The sequence below is a fragment of the Paenibacillus sp. FSL F4-0122 genome, from assembly GCF_038002845.1.
Lineage (GTDB): Bacteria > Bacillota > Bacilli > Paenibacillales > Paenibacillaceae > Paenibacillus_AQ > Paenibacillus_AQ odorifer.
In genome coordinates this window covers 6,496,626-6,519,009 of the sequence record NZ_JBBODI010000001.1, presented here as the reverse complement: position 1 = coordinate 6,519,009, position 22,384 = coordinate 6,496,626, and the positions used below count along the sequence as shown (strand labels likewise).

20 protein-coding genes are annotated in these 22,384 nt (G+C 46.2%); 19 read left to right on the top strand and 1 reads right to left on the bottom strand.

What is annotated here, in order from left to right:
* The first annotated feature begins 31 nt into the window (after positions 1–31).
* The 16 genes from MHH49_RS28680 to spoVM all read left to right on the top strand — a co-directional run bounded on the left by MHH49_RS28680 (position 32) and on the right by spoVM (position 17,089).
* Complete coding sequence (locus tag MHH49_RS28680; protein ID WP_076099571.1) at positions 32–1,900, top strand: bifunctional homocysteine S-methyltransferase/methylenetetrahydrofolate reductase; 1,869 nt, start codon at positions 32–34, stop codon at positions 1,898–1,900.
* A 38-nt stretch (positions 1,901–1,938) separates the two neighbouring features.
* On the top strand, positions 1,939–2,832 hold the full coding sequence (locus tag MHH49_RS28675; RefSeq protein ID WP_036686185.1) for a YicC/YloC family endoribonuclease: 894 nt from the start codon (positions 1,939–1,941) through the stop codon (positions 2,830–2,832).
* 48 nt (positions 2,833–2,880) lie between these two features.
* Positions 2,881–3,141 (top strand): extracellular matrix/biofilm regulator RemA, encoded by a 261-nt coding sequence (remA, locus tag MHH49_RS28670; RefSeq protein ID WP_006209218.1) that lies wholly within the window; start codon positions 2,881–2,883, stop codon positions 3,139–3,141.
* 19 nt (positions 3,142–3,160) lie between these two features.
* On the top strand, positions 3,161–3,730 hold the full coding sequence (gene gmk, locus MHH49_RS28665) for a guanylate kinase (RefSeq protein WP_036686186.1): 570 nt from the start codon (positions 3,161–3,163) through the stop codon (positions 3,728–3,730).
* Positions 3,731–3,782: 52 nt separating this feature from the next.
* Entirely contained in the window at positions 3,783–3,983 is a 201-nt protein-coding gene (gene rpoZ, locus MHH49_RS28660; protein WP_036686188.1) for a DNA-directed RNA polymerase subunit omega, read from the top strand.
* Positions 3,984–4,199: 216 nt separating this feature from the next.
* Positions 4,200–5,435 carry a bifunctional phosphopantothenoylcysteine decarboxylase/phosphopantothenate--cysteine ligase CoaBC gene (gene coaBC, locus MHH49_RS28655; protein WP_076099572.1) on the top strand — a complete coding sequence of 412 codons (1,236 nt, stop codon included), beginning with the start codon at positions 4,200–4,202 and terminating at the stop codon, positions 5,433–5,435.
* Positions 5,435–7,966 carry a primosomal protein N' gene (gene priA / locus MHH49_RS28650; RefSeq protein WP_036686191.1) on the top strand — a complete coding sequence of 844 codons (2,532 nt, stop codon included), beginning with the start codon at positions 5,435–5,437 and terminating at the stop codon, positions 7,964–7,966. The genes coaBC and priA overlap by 1 nt, the downstream gene beginning before the upstream one ends.
* Positions 7,967–8,051: 85 nt before the next feature.
* Positions 8,052–8,531: a peptide deformylase gene (gene def, locus MHH49_RS28645; protein ID WP_036686193.1), complete on the top strand. Its 480-nt coding sequence runs from the start codon at positions 8,052–8,054 to the stop codon at positions 8,529–8,531.
* Positions 8,532–8,536: 5 nt separating this feature from the next.
* Positions 8,537–9,472, top strand: coding sequence for a methionyl-tRNA formyltransferase (gene fmt / locus MHH49_RS28640; RefSeq protein ID WP_076212679.1), 936 nt, complete (start codon positions 8,537–8,539; stop codon positions 9,470–9,472).
* Between the two features lie 152 nt (positions 9,473–9,624).
* Positions 9,625–10,941, top strand: a complete 1,317-nt coding sequence (gene rsmB, locus MHH49_RS28635; protein ID WP_445667576.1) for a 16S rRNA (cytosine(967)-C(5))-methyltransferase RsmB — start codon at positions 9,625–9,627, stop codon at positions 10,939–10,941.
* Between the two features lie 151 nt (positions 10,942–11,092).
* Positions 11,093–12,133 carry a 23S rRNA (adenine(2503)-C(2))-methyltransferase RlmN gene (rlmN, locus tag MHH49_RS28630; protein WP_036686196.1) on the top strand — a complete coding sequence of 347 codons (1,041 nt, stop codon included), beginning with the start codon at positions 11,093–11,095 and terminating at the stop codon, positions 12,131–12,133.
* Between the two features lie 6 nt (positions 12,134–12,139).
* Positions 12,140–12,913 (top strand): Stp1/IreP family PP2C-type Ser/Thr phosphatase, encoded by a 774-nt coding sequence (locus MHH49_RS28625; RefSeq protein ID WP_076099575.1) that lies wholly within the window; start codon positions 12,140–12,142, stop codon positions 12,911–12,913.
* Positions 12,913–15,159, top strand: a complete 2,247-nt coding sequence (gene pknB / locus MHH49_RS28620) for a Stk1 family PASTA domain-containing Ser/Thr kinase (protein ID WP_036686199.1) — start codon at positions 12,913–12,915, stop codon at positions 15,157–15,159. Before MHH49_RS28625 ends, pknB begins: the two co-directional genes overlap by 1 nt.
* 96 nt (positions 15,160–15,255) lie before the next feature.
* The gene (rsgA, locus tag MHH49_RS28615; RefSeq protein WP_036686201.1) at positions 15,256–16,161 is read left to right on the top strand and encodes a ribosome small subunit-dependent GTPase A; all 906 of its coding nucleotides are present in this window, start codon (positions 15,256–15,258) and stop codon (positions 16,159–16,161) included.
* Positions 16,162–16,165: 4 nt separating this feature from the next.
* Complete coding sequence (gene rpe, locus MHH49_RS28610; RefSeq protein ID WP_036686202.1) at positions 16,166–16,831, top strand: ribulose-phosphate 3-epimerase; 666 nt, start codon at positions 16,166–16,168, stop codon at positions 16,829–16,831.
* Positions 16,832–17,008: 177 nt separating this feature from the next.
* Positions 17,009–17,089 carry a stage V sporulation protein SpoVM gene (spoVM, locus tag MHH49_RS28605; protein ID WP_020431362.1) on the top strand — a complete coding sequence of 27 codons (81 nt, stop codon included), beginning with the start codon at positions 17,009–17,011 and terminating at the stop codon, positions 17,087–17,089.
* Positions 17,090–17,190: 101 nt separating this feature from the next.
* Here the strand turns inward: spoVM and rpmB are convergent, their stop codons facing one another.
* On the bottom strand, positions 17,191–17,379 hold the full coding sequence (gene rpmB, locus MHH49_RS28600) for a 50S ribosomal protein L28 (protein WP_036686205.1): 189 nt from the start codon (positions 17,377–17,379) through the stop codon (positions 17,191–17,193).
* A gap of 190 nt (positions 17,380–17,569) precedes the next feature.
* Between rpmB and MHH49_RS28595 the strand changes: the two genes are divergently transcribed.
* The 3 genes from MHH49_RS28595 to recG all read left to right on the top strand — a co-directional run bounded on the left by MHH49_RS28595 (position 17,570) and on the right by recG (position 22,365).
* Positions 17,570–19,357 carry a DAK2 domain-containing protein gene (locus MHH49_RS28595; RefSeq protein WP_038570325.1) on the top strand — a complete coding sequence of 596 codons (1,788 nt, stop codon included), beginning with the start codon at positions 17,570–17,572 and terminating at the stop codon, positions 19,355–19,357.
* An 83-nt stretch (positions 19,358–19,440) separates the two neighbouring features.
* Positions 19,441–20,304, top strand: a complete 864-nt coding sequence (locus tag MHH49_RS28590) for a DegV family protein (protein ID WP_036686209.1) — start codon at positions 19,441–19,443, stop codon at positions 20,302–20,304.
* Positions 20,305–20,313: 9 nt separating this feature from the next.
* Positions 20,314–22,365, top strand: a complete 2,052-nt coding sequence (recG, locus tag MHH49_RS28585) for an ATP-dependent DNA helicase RecG (RefSeq protein WP_036686210.1) — start codon at positions 20,314–20,316, stop codon at positions 22,363–22,365.
* Positions 22,366–22,384: the final 19 nt, after the last annotated feature.

Sequence of the window (22,384 nt, the reverse complement as noted above, 5' to 3'; positions counted from 1 at the left end):
AGAAACTAATGTGGCAGGGGAGGATCTTGTTGTGAAGCCGGATTTACGTTCCGCATGGGGAAATAAAGTATTAGTCGGAGACGGAGCGATGGGGACCTACTTATATCAGAAGGGTTTCCCGGTCGGCATTTCCTATGAAGAATTAAATTTGACCTCTCCGGGGGTAATCGAAGATGTTCATCGCAGCTATATTGAGGCAGGGGCAGTGCTGCTGGAAAGCAACACCTTCTCGGCGAACTATGACAGGCTGTCCAAATATGGTCTAGAATCCAAGGTTGAGGAAATAAATCGAGCCGGGGTTAGAATCGCTCGCCAGGCTGCTGGAGATCATGGGTATGTATTAGGAGCTGTAGGATCTATTCGTGCGGGCAAACGTGCGAATCTCTCTTCCACAGAGCTGAAAAAATATTTTACACAGCAGATTGCTGCATTGCTAGAAGAGGACGTAGATGGCATTATGCTGGAAACCTTTTACGATGTTGAGGAACTGCATTTAGCTCTAAGAACGCTCCGCAAGATCAGCTCGCTTCCTGTAGTTTGCCAATTAGCTGTCGATGAAACGGCACGCACATTAGATGGATTAACTTTGCCAGAAGCCTTTCGTATTCTGGAAGGCGATGGCGCTGATGTTATCGGATTTAACTGTAACACAGGCCCGAACGGAATGAAGCGAGCGCTCAAAGCTGTACAAGGGAATCTGGTTCTGCCAGCCTCTGTGTATCCAAATGCGGGTGTGGCGGATTATGTAGACGGAGAATATCGGTACGGGGCTTCACCAGAATATTTTGGCCAAATGGCACAGACTTTCGCGGAGATGGGCTGCCGGATAATCGGTGGTTGCTGTGGTACAACTCCGCAGCATATCGCAGAAATCTCCTCTGCACTGAAGAATTATGTACCGCAACCGCTTCCTAAACCGTTGCCACCTGCAGTGGAGCGTGTATCGCTGCAAGAGAATTTTGGCGATGAGGATAGAGATGGTAGAGAGCCGAACCTGGTTGATCTGGTAAAGGAACGACATACGGTTATTGTTGAGCTTGATCCACCTCGTGAATTGGATATTGCAAAGTTTATGCAGGGCGCAGAAGTTTTGAGAAGAGCAGGCGCGGATGCGCTGACACTCGCCGACAACTCCCTGGCTGTCACACGGATGAGCAACATGGCTTTGGGACATTTGGTGCACGCTAAAACTGGACTTCGTCCGCTAGTGCATATTGCTTGCCGGGATCGTAATTTGATTGGTACTCAATCCCATTTGATGGGTTTTGATGCGCTTGGAATTGATCATGTGCTGGCTGTAACAGGTGATCCTGCGAAATTTGGAGATCTTCCCGGCTCAAGCTCGGTTTATGATTTAACCTCTTTTGAGATTATTAGAATGATCAAGCAGCTGAATGACGGGATTTCCTTCTCAGGTAAACCTTTGAAACAGAAAGCGAATTTTGTAATCGGAGCTGCATTTAACCCGAATGTTAAACATTTGGATAAGGCAGTGCAACGTCTGGAGAAGAAAATTGCCTCTGGTGCCGACTATATTATGACCCAGCCTGTCTATGATCAGGAACTTATCGTGAAGATAGCTGAGGCAACAGCACATCTGGAAATCCCCGTATTCATTGGTGTTATGCCACTGGCAAGCGGACGTAATGCAGAGTTTCTACATAATGAGGTTCCCGGTATTCAGCTTACGGACGATGTCCGCAACCGCATGAAGGGACTTGAAGGGGAAGCTGGAAGAGCAGAAGGTGTCGCTATCGCTAAGGAACTGTTAGATGTTGCTACTGCCCATTTTAATGGAATCTATCTGATGACTCCGTTCATGTTCTATGATATGAGCGCACAGCTAATGGAGTATGTGTGGGAGAAATCAGGACGCAAATTGTCCCCCTTGTTTCGCTAGTAATAATCAATTACAATAGTGTAATGGATGTGATTCCGTTGTCATTTAGCATGACCGGATACGGTCAATCGTCCCTGCAATTCGGCGGCTACAAGATTATGTTCGAAGTGAAATCGGTGAATCACCGGTACTGCGAAGTTGTACTGCGGATGCCCCGGGATTGGACGGGTTATGAGGATGTGTTGAGAAGAAAGGTTCAACAGCACATCAAACGGGGAAGAATAGATGTTACCATCAATAGAGAGCACGATGAGTCGACAGTTAGACCGGTTCTGAATCACTCTGCTGTAATGACCTATCTAAAGGCAGCAGAGCAGCTTAAGAACGAATATGGTTTGACTGGTGAGTTGACTTTACGTGATATACTTTCTATACCCGGTATTATGGACAGCAAAGACGAGGCTGCGGGTGCCGTGTCTGCGACATTAGAAGACTACTCCGAAGTATTGGAGGCGGGACTTGAGCAGTGTTTGCAGTCTCTGCTGGAGATGCGCGCCCGTGAAGGCAGTTATCTAGCCGCAGATATTGAACAGCGCCTGAACCATCTTGAGAACATGCATGCTGAAATGGTTGAACTTGCACCTGTCGTAATCATTGAATATCGTGAGAAACTTCGACATCGATTGAATGAACTAAATGATGGGACGTTCGCTTTTGATGAGCATAAATTCGGGATGGAGATCGCTATTTTTGCAGATCGCTGTAATATTGATGAAGAGTTGACCCGGTTGTATAGTCATTTCGAGCAATGCAGAGCCCTCCTGAAGGGGAAAGGACCGGTAGGACGCAAACTGGATTTTCTCATTCAGGAGATGAACCGTGAGACGAATACAATCGGATCGAAATGCAATCATCTAACTCTCGTGGGTCTTGTGCTAGATATGAAAGCAGAACTGGAGAAGATTCGAGAACAAGCTGCGAACATAGAGTAATCGGGAATAGGTAATAGCATAGAACTTTATGGGGGGAACTACCGGAACATGGCAATCAAACTTATTAACATTGGCTTTGGAAATATTGTGTCTGCCAACCGCATTATTTCTATCGTCAGTCCGGAATCTGCACCAATCAAACGTATTATCCAGGAGGCACGTGATCGGCATATGTTGATCGACGCCACCTATGGCCGACGGACTCGTGCCGTAATCATTACAGATAGTGATCATGTCATCCTATCGGCTGTACAGCCGGAGACTGTGGCGCATCGCTTATCCAGTAAAGATGACGACAACGACGAATAACAACTAAATGGAGTGTATTATGTCAAAAGGATTGCTCATCATATTATCCGGACCTTCCGGCGTGGGTAAAGGTACTGTTTGTACTGCACTACGTCCGAAGATGCCCGAACTTGTCTACTCAGTTTCTGCTACTACTCGCAGTCCGCGTGCGGGTGAGGAAGATGGCGTCAACTATTTTTTCAAAAGCAAAGAGGAATTTATGACAATGATCGAAGCCGATCAATTGCTTGAATACGCGGAGTACGTAGGTAATTATTACGGTACTCCCCGTGATTTTGTAGAGAGAACTCTCAATAGCGGCAAAGACATTATTCTCGAAATTGAGGTTCAAGGAGCTCTCAAAGTCAAAGAGAAATTTCCTGAAGGGATTTTTGTGTTCCTTCTTCCTCCATCCATGGACGAGTTGAAGGACCGCATTCGCGGACGGGGTACTGAGCATCCAGATGTGATCGATCACCGCATGACTGTAGCGGAAGATGAGATCAACTTAATGCAGCATTATGATTATGCTGTTGTGAATGATGAGATTGATCTGGCTTGTAAGAGAATAGAAAGCATTATTATCGCCGAACATTGTAAAGTCAGATAATTTATGCTGAAGGTCAAATGGTATTAACAGTAAACTATGAAGAGGTGTCCCAGTGCTATATCCATCCATTGATGAAATGATGACTAAGGTTGACAGTAAGTATTCGCTCGTTGTCGCTGCTGCACGTCGTGCTAGACAATTGCGTGAGGGTGGCAAGACAGATGTGAAGAATCCTAGATCGCATAAATTTGTTGGTGTTGCTCTTGAGGAAATTTACGAAGATCGTATTACTCTAACCCGCGGTGAAGAGTAGTCTCAAGCATAAGTAATAATGACCTATTGTAGAAACGGATGCCGCCTATTTGTTTTGAGGCGCTGCCGTTTCTTCTTGGGTTATGGAGCATTTACGGGTCTTAAATTTATGATGAAAGCCCAGAACCGGGCTCTTTATGACAACCGGAAGGTTGTTATTTTTTTCTCGTCGTAAAGATAGCCATTCGTTGTAAGAGTAGGGAACAGGGGGGAGATCATGTTGAAGAGCTTGAAGGGGAAGACTATTTTACTTGGGATCACAGGAGGAATTGCTGCTTATAAAGCGGCGTCCTTGACCAGTAAGCTTGTCCAAAAAGGAGCCGAGGTTCATGTCATTATGACAGCTTCGGCGAAGCAGTTCATTACAGAATTAACTCTACAGTCACTATCGAAGCAACGAGTATATAGCGATACATTCCAGGAGAGAGATCCATCCTCCATTTCACATATTGATCTGGCAGATGCTGCGGATCTTGTGCTGGTAGCACCCGCAACCGCAAATATAATTGCCAAAATGGCACACGGGATCGCCGATGATATGTTATCTACTACACTGCTTGCTACTACGGCTCCTATTATGGTTGCACCAGCTATGAATGTTCATATGTATCAGCATCCAGCTGTACTTAATAATTTGAATATTCTCGCTAGCCGGGGCATTCAGTTTATTGAGCCTGGTGAAGGACTGCTGGCATGTGGATACGTTGGCAAAGGTCGGCTAGAAGAGCCAGAGGCTATTGTGAGTGTGGTTGAGAATTTTTTTGCACACCAAGCAAGCGTCGCATCCAAACCTCTTGCGGGTAAAAAAATCGTCATCACAGCGGGTGGAACGGTAGAACGGATTGATCCAGTGCGTTATATCTCCAATGATTCATCCGGTAAAATGGGCTTCGCGCTAGCACGTGCTGCACGTGCAATGGGTGCTGAGGTAACGTTGATTGCTGCGCGTACAGATGAGGCTCCTCCACAGGAACCAGAGATTTCAGTCATTCGTGTTCAATCTGCACAGGAAATGTATGAAGCAGTTACCGCACTGTGGGACAGCTGCGACATTATGATCAAGGCGGCTGCTGTATCGGATTACCGTCCGAAGCATAGTGAGCCTTCCAAGATTAAAAAAAGCGGAGAGACGATGACGCTTGAGCTTGTGAAGACAACGGATATTCTGGAAACACTCGGTAAGACCAAAAACAAGCAGTTTTTGGTCGGCTTTGCTGCGGAAACGGGCAATACGGAATTTTATGCTAAGGACAAGCTGGTCCGCAAAAACTGCGATCTCATCGTTGCTAACAATGTAGCGGCTGCAGGAGCCGGATTTGGAGCGGATACGAATATCGTTTCGATATATGATGTGAATGGATTGGTGCTTGAATTGCCACAATTGTCGAAGGATGAGGTTGCTCGTCATTTGCTGACGCTCGTGGCAGAGCGGATTACTGGAGCTTCATTATAATGGATATCGCCAAGGTCATTGTGGATGTGCCTGTACGCAGCACTGACCGGCCATTTGATTATAGTATTCCAGAATCCCTGAAGTTATGGATTGAAGTGGGCAGTCGGGTAGCCGTTCCGTTTGGGCACCGGACAGTCCAAGGTTTTGTAGTATCTTTAGAATCAGGCGAGACCCTAGTGAGTCCTAGCCTGAAGCCTATTCAAGAAGTGTTGGATTTGCTTCCGCCTTTATCTCCTGAATTAGTTGAGCTTGCGGACTGGATGAGTAAAAGATATGCATGTAGACGAATTTCAGCACTGCAGGCGATGTTGCCCACCGCTCTAAAAGGGAAGGCAGAACGGCTGATTTCACTTGGAGATGTGCAGGAAGAGACAGCATTTCCAGAGGATGAATTGTTCCCAATGTTTGCCGACACAGGGGATGAGGAACGACTAATCACAGAATTTATTGGACGTAGTGGCGAAGTTTCCATGAAGCAGCTTACTCGTGCATTTCCTGAGGCTGCTGAGACGGTGAAGTTCATGCTGCGGCGTGGAGTACTTATAGAGAGTCAATCCATTAAGGATAAAATGGGCAAGAAAAAGCTCAAGGCAGTCGATCTGGCGATAGGTGTCACTGCTGCCCGTGAGGCTTTGAACAAATTCCCAAAAAAATCCGCACGCCAGAAGGAAGTTTTGAGCTTTTTAGTTGATATGGAAGCTACACTCCCCATGGCCCTTAAAGAAGTTTTGTCTGCACTCCAAGTAACGGCAAGTACTGTAAAGGCCTTGGAGGAAAAAGGTTTTATCGAGATCAGTGAAATTGAAGTCTATCGCGATCCTTATCAAGGACGAGATTTTAAACCTACCACACCTCTACCGCTTACTGCGGAACAAGAGGTCGTATATACAAGAATTTCTCGAACCTTAGAGGAGCAGCTTCACGAAGTATTTCTGCTTCATGGAGTTACGGGTAGTGGTAAGACAGAGATCTATTTGCAATGTATTAAACGCTGTTTAGATCAGGGCAGACAGGCTGTTGTTCTTGTGCCAGAGATTGCTTTAACACCACAAATGGTGGAGCGGTTTAAGGGGCGGTTCGGCAGCGGTGTCGCGGTTATGCATAGCCGGCTGTCTGTTGGTGAGCGATACGATGAGTGGCGTAAAATCCGTGAAGGAAAGGCCACAGTCGCTGTAGGCGCAAGATCGGCCGTGTTTGCTCCTTTCTCCAACCTAGGGTTGATTATTATGGATGAAGAACATGAGACCTCTTATAAACAGGAGGAGAATCCGAAATATCATGCCCGTGATGCTGCTATTCGTAGAGCGGAACAGTGTGGGGCAGCTGTGATTCTAGGTTCTGCTACGCCTTCGCTGGAAAGCTATCATGCTGCAAGATCGCAGAGTGATATTCACTTTTCACCGGTACTGCTAGAGATGCCTACCCGTGCACTTGGAAATGAACTTCCAAAGGTGAACGTAGTAGACATGCGGGAAGAGCTTAAAGAAGGCAACCGTTCGATGTTCAGCCGAAAGCTTCATTCAGCACTGGAAGAGAGACTGGAACGCGGAGAACAGACGGTGCTGCTGCTTAACCGTAGAGGTTTCTCAACCTTTGTCATGTGTCGTAGCTGTGGTTACGTAGCCGGTTGTCCAGAATGTGATATCTCACTAACGTATCATAGCCGTAGTGACAATTTGCGTTGTCATTATTGCGGACATGCTGAACCAGCACCTAAGCTTTGTCCGGAGTGTGGGAGTGAGCATATCCGGTTTTTCGGAACGGGTACACAGCGGGTGGAGGAAGAGCTTGGTAAGCTGTTCCCAGGCATACGAGTGATTCGTATGGATGTGGACACAACAACAGAAAAGGGCTCGCATGAGAAGCTGCTGAACCAATTTAGAGACAAAAAAGCGGATGTTCTCCTGGGCACTCAGATGGTAGCAAAGGGACTGGATTTTCCAGATGTCACTCTTGTTGGTGTAATCACAGCAGATTCAGCTTTGAACCTGCCCGATTTTCGCGCAGCAGAGAAGACATTCCAATTGCTTACACAAGTTGCAGGCAGAGCAGGCCGGCACCAGCTTCCAGGCGAAGTGGTCGTTCAGTCCTATACGCCAGAGCATTATTCTATTATTCATGCCAGCGGACATGACTATCTCTCTTTTGTACGTGAAGAGCTGAAGCATCGCAGAGGCCTCCATTATCCGCCATATTGCAGACTCATCCTGGTCACATTGTCTCATGAACAGCTGCCGCTTCTACTGCGGATGGCAGAGAATTATGCTCTGAATCTTCAGGGAAAGGCCAGACAGCTAAGGTGGTATGGAAGTCTCGATAAGCTAACCAGCGATGTGTTAGATCTGTTGGGTCCTGTGGCATCACCTATCCCTCGATTAAAGGGTAGATATAGATTCCAGTGTATGATAAAATGGCGCGGCGCCATCGATGTGATTGGACTTGTCCGCCAAGTGGCTGAAGAGTTAGAGGATTCTGTGCGGGATACCGGTCTTCAGATCAGCATTGATGTGGATCCGCAGATGTTGATGTAAATCCGTATCATGTTACAATGTAAAAAAAGAGCTTTATCAATTGACTTTAAATATAGAAATGTTCAGAACGGGAAGGTGTTTTGTAATGGCTATACGTTTGATCGTTAAAGAACCGGATGAAGTATTGCACAAAAAAGCTAAAGAAGTAGCTGTAGTTACTCCTAATGTTAAAAAATTGCTGGATGATATGGCACATACGATGTATGACGCTGAAGGAGTAGGGCTGGCGGCACCCCAAGTCGGAATTTTGAAACGTCTAATTGTGGTGGATGCGGATGAAGAGCATGGATTGATCAAAATGATTAACCCTGAAATCATCAGCATGGAAGGTGAACAGCTAGGACCAGAAGGATGTCTTAGTATTCCTGGCTTGAATGGTGATGTTCGCCGTGCGGAGACTGTAACTGTACGTGGCCTTAACCGTGAGGGAAAAGAGATTACGATAACCGGCAGTGGTTTACTTGCCCGGGCTTTTCAGCATGAGATTGACCATTTGAATGGAGTTCTATTTACAGATATCGCTGAAAAAGTATACGAGATGACTGCTAACGAGACTGAGGAGTGAGGAATATGAAGATTGTATTCATGGGAACTCCAGCTTTTGCGGTGCCAAGCTTGCAAATGCTGGTAGATGAAGGCTATGAAGTTGTAGCTGTCATCACCCAACCAGATCGTCCGCAGGGGAGAAAAAAGATCTTGGCTCCTTCACCAGTTAAGGAAGCCGCATTAGCTCTCGGATTACCTGTGCTTCAGCCAGAACGCATGCGTCGTCCTGAGGCAGTCGCCGAGCTGGCAGCATATGAGCCGGATTTGATCGTCACGGCTGCTTATGGTCAAATTTTGCCTAAAGCTGTGTTGGACTTACCGCGGAATGGTTGTGTGAATGTACACGGTTCGTTGCTTCCTAAATATCGGGGAGGTGCTCCGATTCAGCGCAGTATCATCAATGGTGAGAAAGTGACCGGCGTTACTTTGATGTATATGGCTGAGGGGCTGGATACCGGTGACATGATCTCTCGTGTCGAAGTGGCTATTGAGGATGAGGATACCTCTGGAACTCTTTTTGAGAAGCTGAGCCTGGCTGGACGAGATCTGTTAAAGTCTGAAATGCCACGTTTAGTAAGCGGAAAAGTTCAAGCTGTTCAGCAAGACGATAGTGAGGCAACTTATGCCCCTAACCTTAATCGCGAGGATGAACGCTTGGATTGGAACGCTAGCTCACGTGACAACTATAATCGAATTCGTGGATTAGTTCCTTTTTCCGGCGCATTTACGCTCTGGAATGGTGAGACCTTTAAAGCTTGGGCTTCTAAGCTGCCTGAAGCGCAGAAAGCAAGCGATAGTGCTCCAGGAACGGTGCTTTCTGTAACTGAACGAGGTGTCGAAGTGAAGACAGGTGACGGAAGTCTGCTGCTGACAACGGTTCAACCTGCTGGCAAAAAAGCAATGAGTGCGGCCGATTTTAGCCGTGGTGCTGTTATGAAGCCAGGGACGGTGTTAGGTTGAGCGGCGGTGGAAACGGTGTTGGCCGATCAGCAGTAAATCCTAGCGCTGGTAAGAGACAGGGGAATAACTCTAAAGCAGTTGGCAACAACGGCAGAGCTGGCAACAAGGGTAAGGTTACCCCTGCTTCTGCCCGGGAAATCGCGCTTGATATAATGGTTAAAGTTGAGCAGCAAGGTGCATATAGCAATTTGCTGCTCAACAGCAGTCTACAGAAGGCAACGCTTAGCAGAGAAGATGCCGGACTGGTCACAGAACTTGTCTATGGCTCTATTTCGCGGATGAACACCCTGGATTATGTGCTTGAAGGATTTGTTAGTAAAGGGATAGCCAAACTACAGCCATGGGTCCGTAATTTACTGCGGTTTAGTTTATATCAAATTATGTATCTCGATCGTATACCGTCCCATGCAGCTGTAAATGAGGCTGTTAATATAGCGAAGAAAAAAGGCCACCAGGGAATCTCAGGGATGGTTAACGGCGTGCTGCGGAGTGTATTGCGTGCTGGTGATCTGCCAGTTCTGCCTGAGGGGCTAAGTCAAGTGCAGCGGATATCGATATTATATTCACATCCGTTGTGGTTAGTGGAACGTTGGATTACCGAGTACGGTGTCGACACGGCGGAAGCTATTTGTGCATCAAACAATGAGCCGCCTGCGGTCAGTGTACGCGTGAATACAACGATGATCAGTCGTGAAGCTCTGCTGAACCAGATGATTGAACAAGGTCTGCAAGCTTCAGCATCTGATGTTAGTCCCTATGGCATTGTTGTGAAAGGCGGCGGAAACCTGGCACTCACCTCCTGGTATCGTGATGGATATATCTCCGTTCAGGATGAGAGTTCTATGCTTGTAGCTGAAGCGGTAGCTCCGGAGCCTGGCATGAGAGTGCTTGACTGTTGCGCTGCTCCTGGGGGCAAAACAGCACATATGGGCGAGCTCATGAAAGATGAAGGATCGATTTATGCTAATGATCTGCATTTGCATAAAGCGAAATTGATCTCAGATCAAGCAGAACGTTTAGGTCTTGATTGTGTATCTACAGGCAGTGCAGACGCGCTGGAGCTGGAGCACACGTTAGAGCATCAATCCTTTGATAGAATTCTTCTCGACGCACCTTGCTCTGGACTCGGCGTAATTCGCCGTAAGCCAGACCTCAAATGGCGTAAGCAGCCGGAAGATGTGGCTAGTGTAGCATCATTGCAGCGGGAGTTGCTGCAGTCGGTCTCTAAACTGTTGAAACCGGGTGGCATTCTGGTATATAGTACCTGTACGACTGAACAAGCGGAAAATAGTGAAGTAGTAGCTGACTTTTTGAAGCAGAATCCTGATTTCACCGCAGTGACCTTTGCTTCACCATTGTGGGACAGGCTGGAGGGTACCGCGCTGGCTGAGGGTGATGGAATTCAACTGCTGCCCCATCATTATGGGAGCGACGGGTTCTATATTTCTAAGCTCCAGAGAGTCTTGTAATATAGCAAATTTTCTGACAATTGTAGTATCCTCCGCCCGCCGGGCTACCGTACGGCGGGCGTTTTCTTTTACCGTCTCTGAAATTTGTGTTAAAATAGGAAGAATGAGAAATAATACGCATATCCTTATGAAAGAACAGGTGTAGATAATAATGAAACCTTTAATATATGATTTTTCTTTAGAAGAGTTACAACAGTGGGCGAAAGACAATGGTGAGCCTGCTTTTCGTGGTGGACAAATTTTTGATTGGCTGTATGTAAAACGTGTGAATGACTTCGAAGCAATGAGCAATTTGTCCAAAGGGCTTCGCCAGAAGCTGAATGAACAATTCTCTATTGCAGCACTAACTGAAATTACTAAAATGGAATCTAAAGATGGAACTGTAAAATTCCTGTTTGGATTGCATGACGATCATGCTATCGAAACAGTTATCATGAAACATAATTATGGCAATAGCGTTTGCGTAACAACCCAAGTAGGATGCCGAATCGGCTGTACTTTCTGTGCTTCCACACTCGGTGGATTAAAACGGGATTTGACAGCGGGAGAAATTGTAGCTCAGGTTGTACGTTCCCAACAAATCCTGGATGCGCGCGGCGAACGTGTCAGCAGCATTGTTATCATGGGTACTGGTGAACCGTTTGAGAACTATGATGCAACAATGAGATTCCTGCGTCTTATGATTCATGAGAAGGGCTTAAATATCGGACAACGGCATATTACTGTTTCCACCAGCGGTATTGTACCGAGCATTTATAAATTTGCAGAAGAAGATACCCAGATTAATCTGGCGATTTCGATTCATGCGCCTAACGACGCCTTGCGTTCAAAGCTAATGCCGGTTAACCGCCGTTTTCCGTTTGATGATGTAATTGAATCATTGCGTTATTATCAAGCTAAGACGGGACGACGTGTCAGCTTTGAATATGCCTTGATCGGCGGGGTAAATGACCAACCGGAGCATGCTGAGGAATTGGCTGGGGTGCTTAAGAGCATGCTGTGCCACGTCAATTTGATTCCGGTAAACCATGTGCCTGAGCGAAAATATGTACGTACTTCACGCAATGATATCTTTGAGTTTCAACGTATTTTGGCTGATAACGGGGTGAATGTTACTATTCGCCGTGAGCAAGGCCATGATATCGCGGCCGCATGCGGACAGCTGCGTGCCAAACATATGGAGTTGGGGTGAGGATATTTGATCAGAACAGTTCATGCCAGCGATATTGGCCGAGTGCGCTCTGTCAATGAGGATTCGGTCTGGATCGGCGCGACGCGCCACGGTTATACACTCGGTATTATTGCCGATGGGATGGGTGGACATCAGGCTGGTGAAACCGCAAGCAGGCTCGCTTTGGAGACAATGAGGAATAACCTAGATGGGTTAGAGTCTGGCCTTCAAGACGAAGCTCTGCGTGATGCGTTGTCAGCTGCTATTTTGGAAGCTAACAGCACTGTGTTCAGGGAGGCTTCCGGTGACGATAAGTATCATAATATGGGTACTACTGTCGTTGCTGTTCTTTTGAATGGATCAAACGGATATATTGGCCATATCGGAGACAGCAGAGCCTATTTAATAAAAGACAGTGCGGCAGTTCAACTAACCGAGGATCATACGCTAGTCAATGAGCTGTTCAAGAACGGTCAGATCAGTGTGGAGGAATTGGATAATCATCCGCGTCGTAATGTGCTGACGAGGGCACTTGGAACAGATGCTGAGGTTGAAGTTGATATGGCGCCTATAGCTCTGCTACCTGGGGAAATTTTGCTTCTATGCAGCGATGGTTTAAGCAACTTTGTCACAAATGAGCATTTAGGCAAAGTAGCAGGTATACATGAGATATCGTTAGAGGAAAGAGCGGACCGTTTACTTCAGCTGGCACTGCTCGCCGGCGGTGGCGATAATATTAGCGTCGCTTTGTTAGAACATCATGGAGAGGCCGCTGTGCCCGAAACAAAGGAGTGGGATTGATGATCGGTCACGAATTGGGCGGCCGTTACCAAGTCATCGAACGGATCGGCGGAGGTGGAATGGCGCTCGTCTATAGAGCACATGACATTCTTTTAAACCGAAATGTCGCCATCAAAGTATTGCGCAATCAGTTTGTGCATGACGAGGAATTTATTCGCCGTTTTAGGCGTGAGGCGCAATCTGCCGCATCTTTGTCTCATCCGAATGTCGTCAGCATATACGATGTAGGACAAGAAGACGAAATTCATTACATTGTCATGGAGTATATTGAGGGTCAGAATCTTAATGAAATTATAAAAGAACGAGCGCCATTACAGGTTGATGAATCCGTACGGATCGCTTCACAAATCTGTGATGCCCTAGATCATGCGCATCAGAATCAAATTATTCATCGTGATATAAAACCACATAATATCCTGATCGGACGCAACGGCCGGGTGAAAGTAACCGACTTTGGGATTGCCCGCGCAGTTACGTCAACAACCATTACACAGACCGGTTCTGTGGTTGGTTCAGTACATTATTTCTCGCCAGAGCATGCCAAAGGTGTCTCTACAGGAGAAAAGTCTGACTTGTATTCATTAGGTATTGTACTTTATCAAATGCTTACCGGAAGCCTGCCCTTCTTGGGAGAGAGTCCGATTAGTGTAGCTTTAAAACATCTGCAAGAAGAGTTTGAAGAGCCAAAACTTCTGAATCCACTCATTCCGCAAAGCGTTGAGAATGTAATTCTGAGATCAATGCGTAAAAATCCGGAGGAGCGGTACGACTCTGCCAAAGAAATGTTGCAGGATTTGGAAACATGCTTATTGCCGGAGCGCCGCAGTGAGGCGAAGATTCTGTTCAACGATGAAGAAGATGAGGATCGTACGCGGGTTATCCCGGCGATAAAACCGATTCAAAGAAGCAATGGTAATCGTAATCATCGTGAGGAACGGATGGTTCGTGATGAAGATGATGAACCGGTGCCTTCAAGCAAAGGTAAAAAACAATGGGCAAAACCCACATTATGGATTGGGCTTACCTTGCTGTTGCTGTTGGCTATGGCCAGTCTCGTATGGTACGTTAAATCACAGCTAGTTGTTCCTGAGGTTTCCGTTCCTTATGTAGTAGGTAAACAGATAGAACAAGCACAAACTGAGCTTGAGGATTTGGGGCTTGAGGTTGCTGATCCTATTCTGTATGACTACAGTCCGAATTTTGAAGAGAATGTGGTCATTAAGCAAAGTAGGGAAAAGGATGCCAAAGTGAAAAAAGGAGCGTCCCTAATACTCACTGTGAATACGGCTAAGCCACTACCCAAGATGCCAGATGTAGTTAACAAGAGCTTTGATGATGCGGTTAAAGCATTGATGGCGCTGGGTGTAGCCCAGGACCGGATTGATAATAAACCTCTCTATGACGAAAATACAGATGAAGGTCTCATTGTAAAATCTGACCCTGCATTAAATACAGAATTCGATCCTGAGACGGTTCAAATCACCCTTTACGTTAGTAAAGGAGAAGAAAGTGTACTGTTGCCAGATCTCATCGGTAAGACGGAGAGTGAGGCAAAGGCGCTGCTGGAAGGTGCCAAGCTTGTTCTTGGAGAAGTTAAACAAGAATCCAGCTTCAGCATTGAAGAAGGTAAAGTAACAAAGACTTGGGCATTTGATAAGGGGACAGGTACTTCTGTTCCACCTGGAACAGCGATTACGATTTACTTAAGTACAGGTTATCCACCTGAAGCCCTGAATTATACCTTTAATGTGCCAGTCGCTCCTGCTCAGGATGGAAAAAAGAGCAAGATTCGTATCGAATTCGTGGATGCGCGCAATAATGGAGAGAAGCAGGATTGGGGAACACGTACCATTGGAAAGAGCCAAGTGTTATCTGTGAATCTAGTATTGGCTCCTAATAAAGATGGTTCAGTTATTGTTACCCGTGACGGTGTACTTTTGGATACTTATGTCATTCCTTATATCGATGCTAAGAACGGAACCGTTCAGGAGCCTGAACCACCAGTTATAGCAACACCACAGCCAACTCCAACACCTTCTGCTGAACCTACGCCTACAATTGAACCTACGATTGAACCGGAGATCTTGCCAGGTTCAGGTTCAGAGAATGACGGAGGGAATAACGGGGCGGTGAATCAGACAGGGTTCGTAAACAATAGTTCTATAAATAGTGAATCGACTAATAATGGCAATAATAAGCACAACAATAAAGGCAAGGATAAATCTAAAGATAAAAACAACAACTAAACAGGGTTTAACCTGAATGGTTGGCGTAGCGAAATGACCCGAGGATATCAGACTTGGGTCATTTTCGCAAAATCAGGAGAGGAAGGCTCACTATGTATGCCTGAAGGTATAATTGTTAAGGCGTTAAGCGGTTATTATTATGTGAAACCGCTCCGCGAAGGATTAATTGCGACTGAAGAGCATTCTGTTCAATGCAGAGGCCGAGGAATTCTCAAGAAAAAAGGGATCGCTCCGCTAGTTGGAGATCGGGTTATTTATATACTTACTGAGCATGGAGAAGGAATGGTGGATGAACTTCTACCTAGAGAATCTGAACTGATTCGTCCACCTGTAGCGAATGTTAAGCTCGCAGTCCTTTTATTCTCCGTTCGAGAGCCCGATATGAACCTGAATCTGTTGGACAAGTTTCTAGTTCATATTGAGCATTCGGGTCTGGAACCCCTAATTGTTCTGACTAAACAGGATTTGGCGGATGATGATGGTGAAGCTACTCGTTATGTTAAAGAACTTTATGAGGATATCGGATATGAAGTGATGGTCACAAGTTCACTTACTGGTGCCGGAAGCGATGAGCTAAGACAACGGCTTACTGGTGGTATTAGCGTTTTTGCGGGTCAATCGGGGGTTGGTAAGTCCACCTTATTGAATCGTATTGTTCCAGGGCTTAAACTGGAGACTGGAGAGATCAGTTTACGATTGGGACGTGGTCGCCATACGACCCGTCATGTGGAGCTGATGGATATTGGTGGTGGAGGTTTTGTTGCAGATACCCCAGGTTTTAGTCAGCTTGATTTCTTAGAGCTTGGTGTAGAAGAGCTGTCCACTTGTTTTCGTGAATTTGCTCAATATGCATCCGATTGTAAGTTCCGGGGCTGCAGTCATCAGCATGAACCAGGCTGCCGTGTAATAGAGGCTTGGAAAGCAGGGAAAATTGCGGATAGTCGCTATGATCATTACAAACTGTTTTTTAATGAAATGAAAGATAAAAAGCGGAGGTACTAACATCATGATACGAATAGCACCATCTTTATTGTCGGCGGATTTCGCGCGTTTAGGTCCAGAAGTAGCAGAGGCGGAAGCCAGTGGTGGAGATTGGATACATGTGGATGTAATGGACGGTCATTTTGTGCCGAATATCACATTGGGTCCACCTATTGTAAAAGCTGTATCGTTACATACCAAGCTGCCACTTGATGTTCACTTGATGATTGAGTCACCAGAACGTTATATCCCTGATTTTGCTGCAGCAGGTGCAAGTGTGATCACCGTTCACGCTGAGGCATGCGTACATTTGCATCGTGTGGTTCATCAGATCAAGGAGCTGGGGCTGAAGGCAAGTGTAGCAATTAATCCGGGTACTCCGGCTTCAGCGGTGCGTGAGGTGCTGGAGGATGTGGATATGATTCTGGTGATGACCGTTAATCCAGGCTTTGGTGGTCAAGCATTCATTCCTAACACTTTGCGCAAAATCATTCAAATTCGAGAATGGGCGAATGAAGTGAATCCAGATTTATTGATCGAAGTAGATGGTGGAGTCTCGGAAGAGACAGCACCCTTAGTTGTGGCAGCTGGAGCCGATGTTTTGGTAGCGGGGAATGCAGTTTTTGGCCGGAGTGATCGTGCTGCGGCGATCCGCGGAATTCGAGAAGCAGCCGAATCTGCACTGCGTTAAAAAAATAGGCTATTGAGACTAGAGGTATAGGCCAAGTCCTCGGTGCATAAATATGGTTACATGAGCAGAAATCTCATGTAGCCTTTTTTGTTTTGGCAGGGAGGACTGCAGTTCGTTTCCGTTATTGACAAGAGGAAAGTCTCCTGCGTACGGCATGAATTGATGGGAGGGTAAATCATGAAATTTTACACGTTTAAGCTGCCAAGGTTTTTGGGAGGTTTTGTTAAAGCAATATTGAACACATTTCAGAAGAGTTAAGCCGCTAACAGAAAAGAAAACATGAAAAAAAGCACCTTACAAATGTAAAGGGTGCTTTTTGCTTCATATAAGTTATCGTTCGGTCTTAAAATTGCTAAAGACTAAACGCGTTCAACTTTACCGGCTTTCAAAGCACGGGTGCTGACGTACACGCGTTTTGGTTTACCGTTCACGAGGATACGGACCTTCTGAACGTTAACTCCCCAAGAACGACGGTTGCGGTTATTAGCGTGAGACACGTGGTTGCCGCTGCTCGGTTTCTTGCCTGTTACTGCACATTTGCGGGACATAGATTACACCTCCTTATTCCTAACACCTGCATAAACAATACTTATCTATAATATCACAGCAAATTTTGCTACGTCAACCGATTCAAAAACATTTATTTCTTTTAATACTTATAGTACAATGTAAATTAGTGCATTATGTCCTGTTAATCATAGAATGATTAGGCATGAAGTTAGGAAGGGGAATTCTCAATTGAGTAAGCGTTCTATAAACGGAACAGATTTTACCGCTATGGTATTGGCTGGAGCGGATAAGCTGCAACAGCATGCAGAACACGTCAATTCCCTAAATGTTTTTCCGGTCCCAGATGGAGATACCGGCACAAACATGAATTTGACGATGACCGCAGGTGCGAATGAATTAAAGAAAAATAACACCACTTCTGTGGGCCAATGTGCAGGTGTACTCTCCAAGGGCTTATTAATGGGAGCTCGTGGGAATTCCGGCGTTATTTTGTCCCAGTTATTCAGAGGGTTTAGCAGGTATGCGGCTCAACATGATGAGCTTAATACACAGCAGTTCGCTGCTGCGCTGCAAACCGGAGTGGACGCTGCGTATAAAGCAGTTGTAAAGCCCGTAGAGGGAACTATTCTTACTGTAGCTAAAGAGGCTGCAAGACATGCTGTTTATTATGCCCGCCGTACTACTGACGTTGTGGAGCTGATGACAGAGGTATTAGCCAAAGCAAAAGAAGCCTTAGCTTATACGCCTGAGCAATTGCCTGTATTGAAGCAAGTCGGTGTTGTAGATTCTGGCGGCCAAGGTTTGGTCTACATTTATGAAGGGTTTCACCAGCATCTGACGAATGGAAGTACTACCGGTCTGTCTGAATCTGTGCAAGGACAAACCCACACACCCGTTGCACCAGCGCCTAAACCCGTATTAACGAAACCTGAAAGTGAACTGTTTTCTGTACAGTCTTCTGCGCAGTCACAGCTATCTACTGAAGATATAGAATTTCTATATGATATGGAGTTTTTCATTAATCGCCAGTTAGGCGTTAACGTGAGAACCAATTTTGATGAGGAAGCTTTTAGGAAAGCGTTGTCAGTTAATGGCGACTCCATTATTGTTATTTCAGATGATGAGACGATTAAAGTGCATGTGCACTCTAAGGCTCCAGGTGAAGTGATGAACTTGGCTCTTCTTTATGGGGAGATCACGCAGATTCACATTCTTAATATGCGAGAGCAGCATCGTGACCTGCTGACTGCGGGCATGGATATTGCACCAATGCCTGATGTATTCGCTGATATGCCGAATGAGAAGAGCGCAGTGCAAATGTCTCCTGCTGAACCACCGGCCGATGATTTGGCGCCTTACGGCTTCATCGCGGTATCATCTGGCGCAGGTATTGCTGACATTTTCAAAAGCCTTGGAGTGGACGTAGTCCTAGCTGGCGGTCAGACAATGAATCCTAGCACTGAGGATTTCGTGAACGCGATTTCTTCCATATCTGCGAAGCATGTTTATATTTTGCCAAATAACTCGAACATTGTTCTTGCCGCTCAACAAGCTAAAGATCTTCTAGAGGGCGAACGTGAGATTACGGTGATTCCAAGTAAAAGTATTCCGCAGGGAATAGCAGCAGCTTTTGCATTCCAAGAGGAAGATGCAGTGGAGACTAATTCTGAGAATATGCTGGAAGCAATCTCTCATGTGAAGTCCGGACAAGTAACGAACGCTGTGCGTGATACAAGCTTTGATGAGCTGGAGATTAAATCGGGCCAATTTATTGGGATTTCTAATTCCAAAATTGTTGCTGCTGCAGATGATCTTTTGGCTGCAAGTCAGGCGCTGTTATCCAATATGCTGGAGAATGGCGACGAAATCGTTACGATCCTTATTGGTGCAGAAACAGAATCCGAGGCTACTGATTCTTTGAGTGAGTGGCTGGAAGAGACTTATCCGAATGTGGAAGTTGAGATTCATGAGGGTGGCCAACCCCTGTATTATTATCTGTTCTCTGTAGAGCCATAGGTAGGAATTAATGGTTCTTTAACAATGGAGTAGAAATTTGTTATTGCGTAGTTGGCAAAATTATAGCTTGGGGGAGAAAATCCATGAATCGTACCATTATCGTCACCGACAGCACTTCAGATATCCCGCCAGCAATGGCGGAAACGTACGGAATTGAGGTAGTACCGTTGACCTTAATGTTCGGCGAAGAGGCTTTTAGGGACAATCTGGATATGACTCCGGAGCAGTTCTATGAGCGTCTTCCCCGTACCTCACAGCTGCCGACTACTTCTCAACCCTCACCGGTTGAATATATGAATGTGTACCGCAGTATTCTGGAGCGTAACCCGGGCTGTTCTATCCTTTCCTTTCATATTTCTTCTGGACTGAGCGGGACTTATCAATCTGCATTGCTGGCTAAATCGATGCTGGAGGAAGAGGGAGAAGGGATCACTGTTGTGGATTCTCTCTCCGCTTCTTATGGTTTTGGATTTATGGTAGTGGAAGCTGCCAGAATGTCTGCTGAAGGCAAAGGACCTGAAGAGATACTTGAGGCTGTAGAAAGCCTACGTCAATCGCGTAAGCTTTACTTCTTAGTAGATACACTTGAATATTTACAAAAAGGCGGGAGAATTGGAAAAGCCTCCGCTATTCTGGGGACACTTCTGAATATTAAGCCGATATTGTCCATTGATGCAGAAGGTATTATTTATGCGGTGGAGAAAGTTAGAGGCCGTAAGAAGGCTGTCGCCCGTATGATTGAACTGTTCAAGCGGGATCTGCAGGGTGTAAACAAAATCAATGTGGCCGTAGGTCATACGGCTGAACCGGCTTCCGGCGAGGAGTTCCTGAATGAGCTTGCAGGACACTTCACCTTGGAAGAAAAAGTGCTGACGAACGTCGGCCCTGTCGTGGGCAGCCATGTCGGTAACGGTACATTAGCTGTGTTCATTTGGCCTGCAAAATGAGGGATAAATATGACACTGGCATTAAATCAAATTGAAGTAAAAAACATAACTGGCGTGAGTGCTCAAAAGCAAAGCGAGCTTCACGCCTTTGGCGTCTTTACAGTAAAGGATTTATTAGAGTATTATCCGTTCCGCTACGAGGATTATCGGCCCCGCTCGCTGAGTGAGACTAAACACGGGGATAAAGTGACCGTTGAGGCAAAAGTAATCGGTATCCCTGTACTGCAGCGTTTTGGCGGCAAGTCACGTCTTAGCTGTAAGATGGTTGCAGAGCCATGGATGTTCACAGCAACCTGGTTTAACCGCCATTACGTAAGAGAGCAACTCACTGTGGGACGGGAAATTGTGCTGACCGGAAAATGGGATCAGAAGCGCAATCAGATTACAGTGACTGATTATGAATTTCCGGATCGTGGTGAAGGGAAGACGGGAACACTGCAGCCAGTCTATTCGGTAGGTGGTAAGATCACTCAGTCCTGGATCAGGAAGGTTATTAATCAGGGACTTCAGCAGTATGGGGATCTGATTCCAGAGATTTTACCGCATTCTATTATGAGGGAATATGACTTCATGCCGCGTAAACGGGCCATTGCCACTATCCATAGGCCTGAGGACACTCGTGAGGGGCAGCAGGGGCGCCGTAGGATGGTATATGAGGAACTATTCCTGTTCCAGTTGAAGATGCAAGCGTTCAGGGTTCTGAACCGCGGGCGGATGGATGGGGTAGTCCACACAGTGGATAACGCGACGGTACGCCAGTTCGTGCGCAGTCTGCCCTTTGAGCTTACAGATGCACAGAAACGTGTAGAGCTGGAGATTTTACATGATCTGCGTTCACCATATTGCATGAATCGTCTGCTGCAAGGAGATGTTGGCTCGGGTAAAACAGTGCTTGCGGCTGTGGCGCTTTTTGCTACGGTAAGATCTGGTTTTCAGGGCGCACTAATGGTGCCCACAGAGATTTTAGCAGAACAGCATATGCGTTCACTTACCAGGATGTTTGAGCCGTTTGGGATTACTGTAGGACTCCTGACGGGCAGTGTGACTGGCCGAAAACGTAAAGAGTTATTGGCCTCGTTGCAAATGGGGATGCTTGATATCGTGGTAGGAACACATGCTTTGATTCAGGAGGATGTATTTTTCCGTGATCTGGGTCTTGTGGTAACTGATGAGCAGCATCGTTTTGGTGTGAATCAGCGTGGTGTATTGCGGCGAAAAGGATATAATCCGGATGTACTGACGATGACTGCGACGCCTATTCCACGTACACTTGCGATCTCTGTTTTTGGCGATATGGATGTATCTACTTTATCTGAAAGGCCGAAAGGCCGAGTTCCTATAACTAGTTATTGGGTAAAACATGATCTCATGGATCGTGTGCTGAATCTGATTAAGCGTGAAATTGATCTGGGTCGTCAGGCTTATTTGATCTGTCCGCTCATTGAAGAGTCAGAGAAGCTGGATGTGCAGAATGCTATTGATTTGCATATTCAGATGAGCCAAGCTTTCCCTAGCTATAAAGTTGGGCTTTTGCATGGGAAAATGACTCCCGCTGAAAAAGATGAAGTGATGCGGGCGTTTTATAACAATGAGCTGCAGCTGCTTGTGTCCACTACGGTGGTGGAGGTTGGTGTAGACGTTCCTAATGCTACATTGATGATCATTATGGATGCGGATCGTTTTGGTCTGTCACAGCTGCATCAGTTACGTGGACGGGTAGGAAGAGGGCAGCATGCCTCTTTTTGTGTGTTGGTAGCTGATCCAAAATCTGAAATCGGACGTGAGCGAATGACTGCCATGACCGATACGGATGACGGATTTGAGATTTCCCGAAGGGATTTGGAGCTGCGTGGACCGGGGGATTTTTTTGGGACAAAGCAGAGTGGATTACCGGAGTTTCGGCTGGCAGATATGACGGCTGACTTTGAAATTCTGGAGCAGGCGCGGGATGATGTCGCAGAGCTGCTTAAGGATGAAGCTTTTTGGACATCACCTGAATATGCATCTCTTCGGCATTATTTACAGAGTGAACAGATCTTCCAAGGAGAATTAATTGACTAACTAGGCACATGTAGCACCG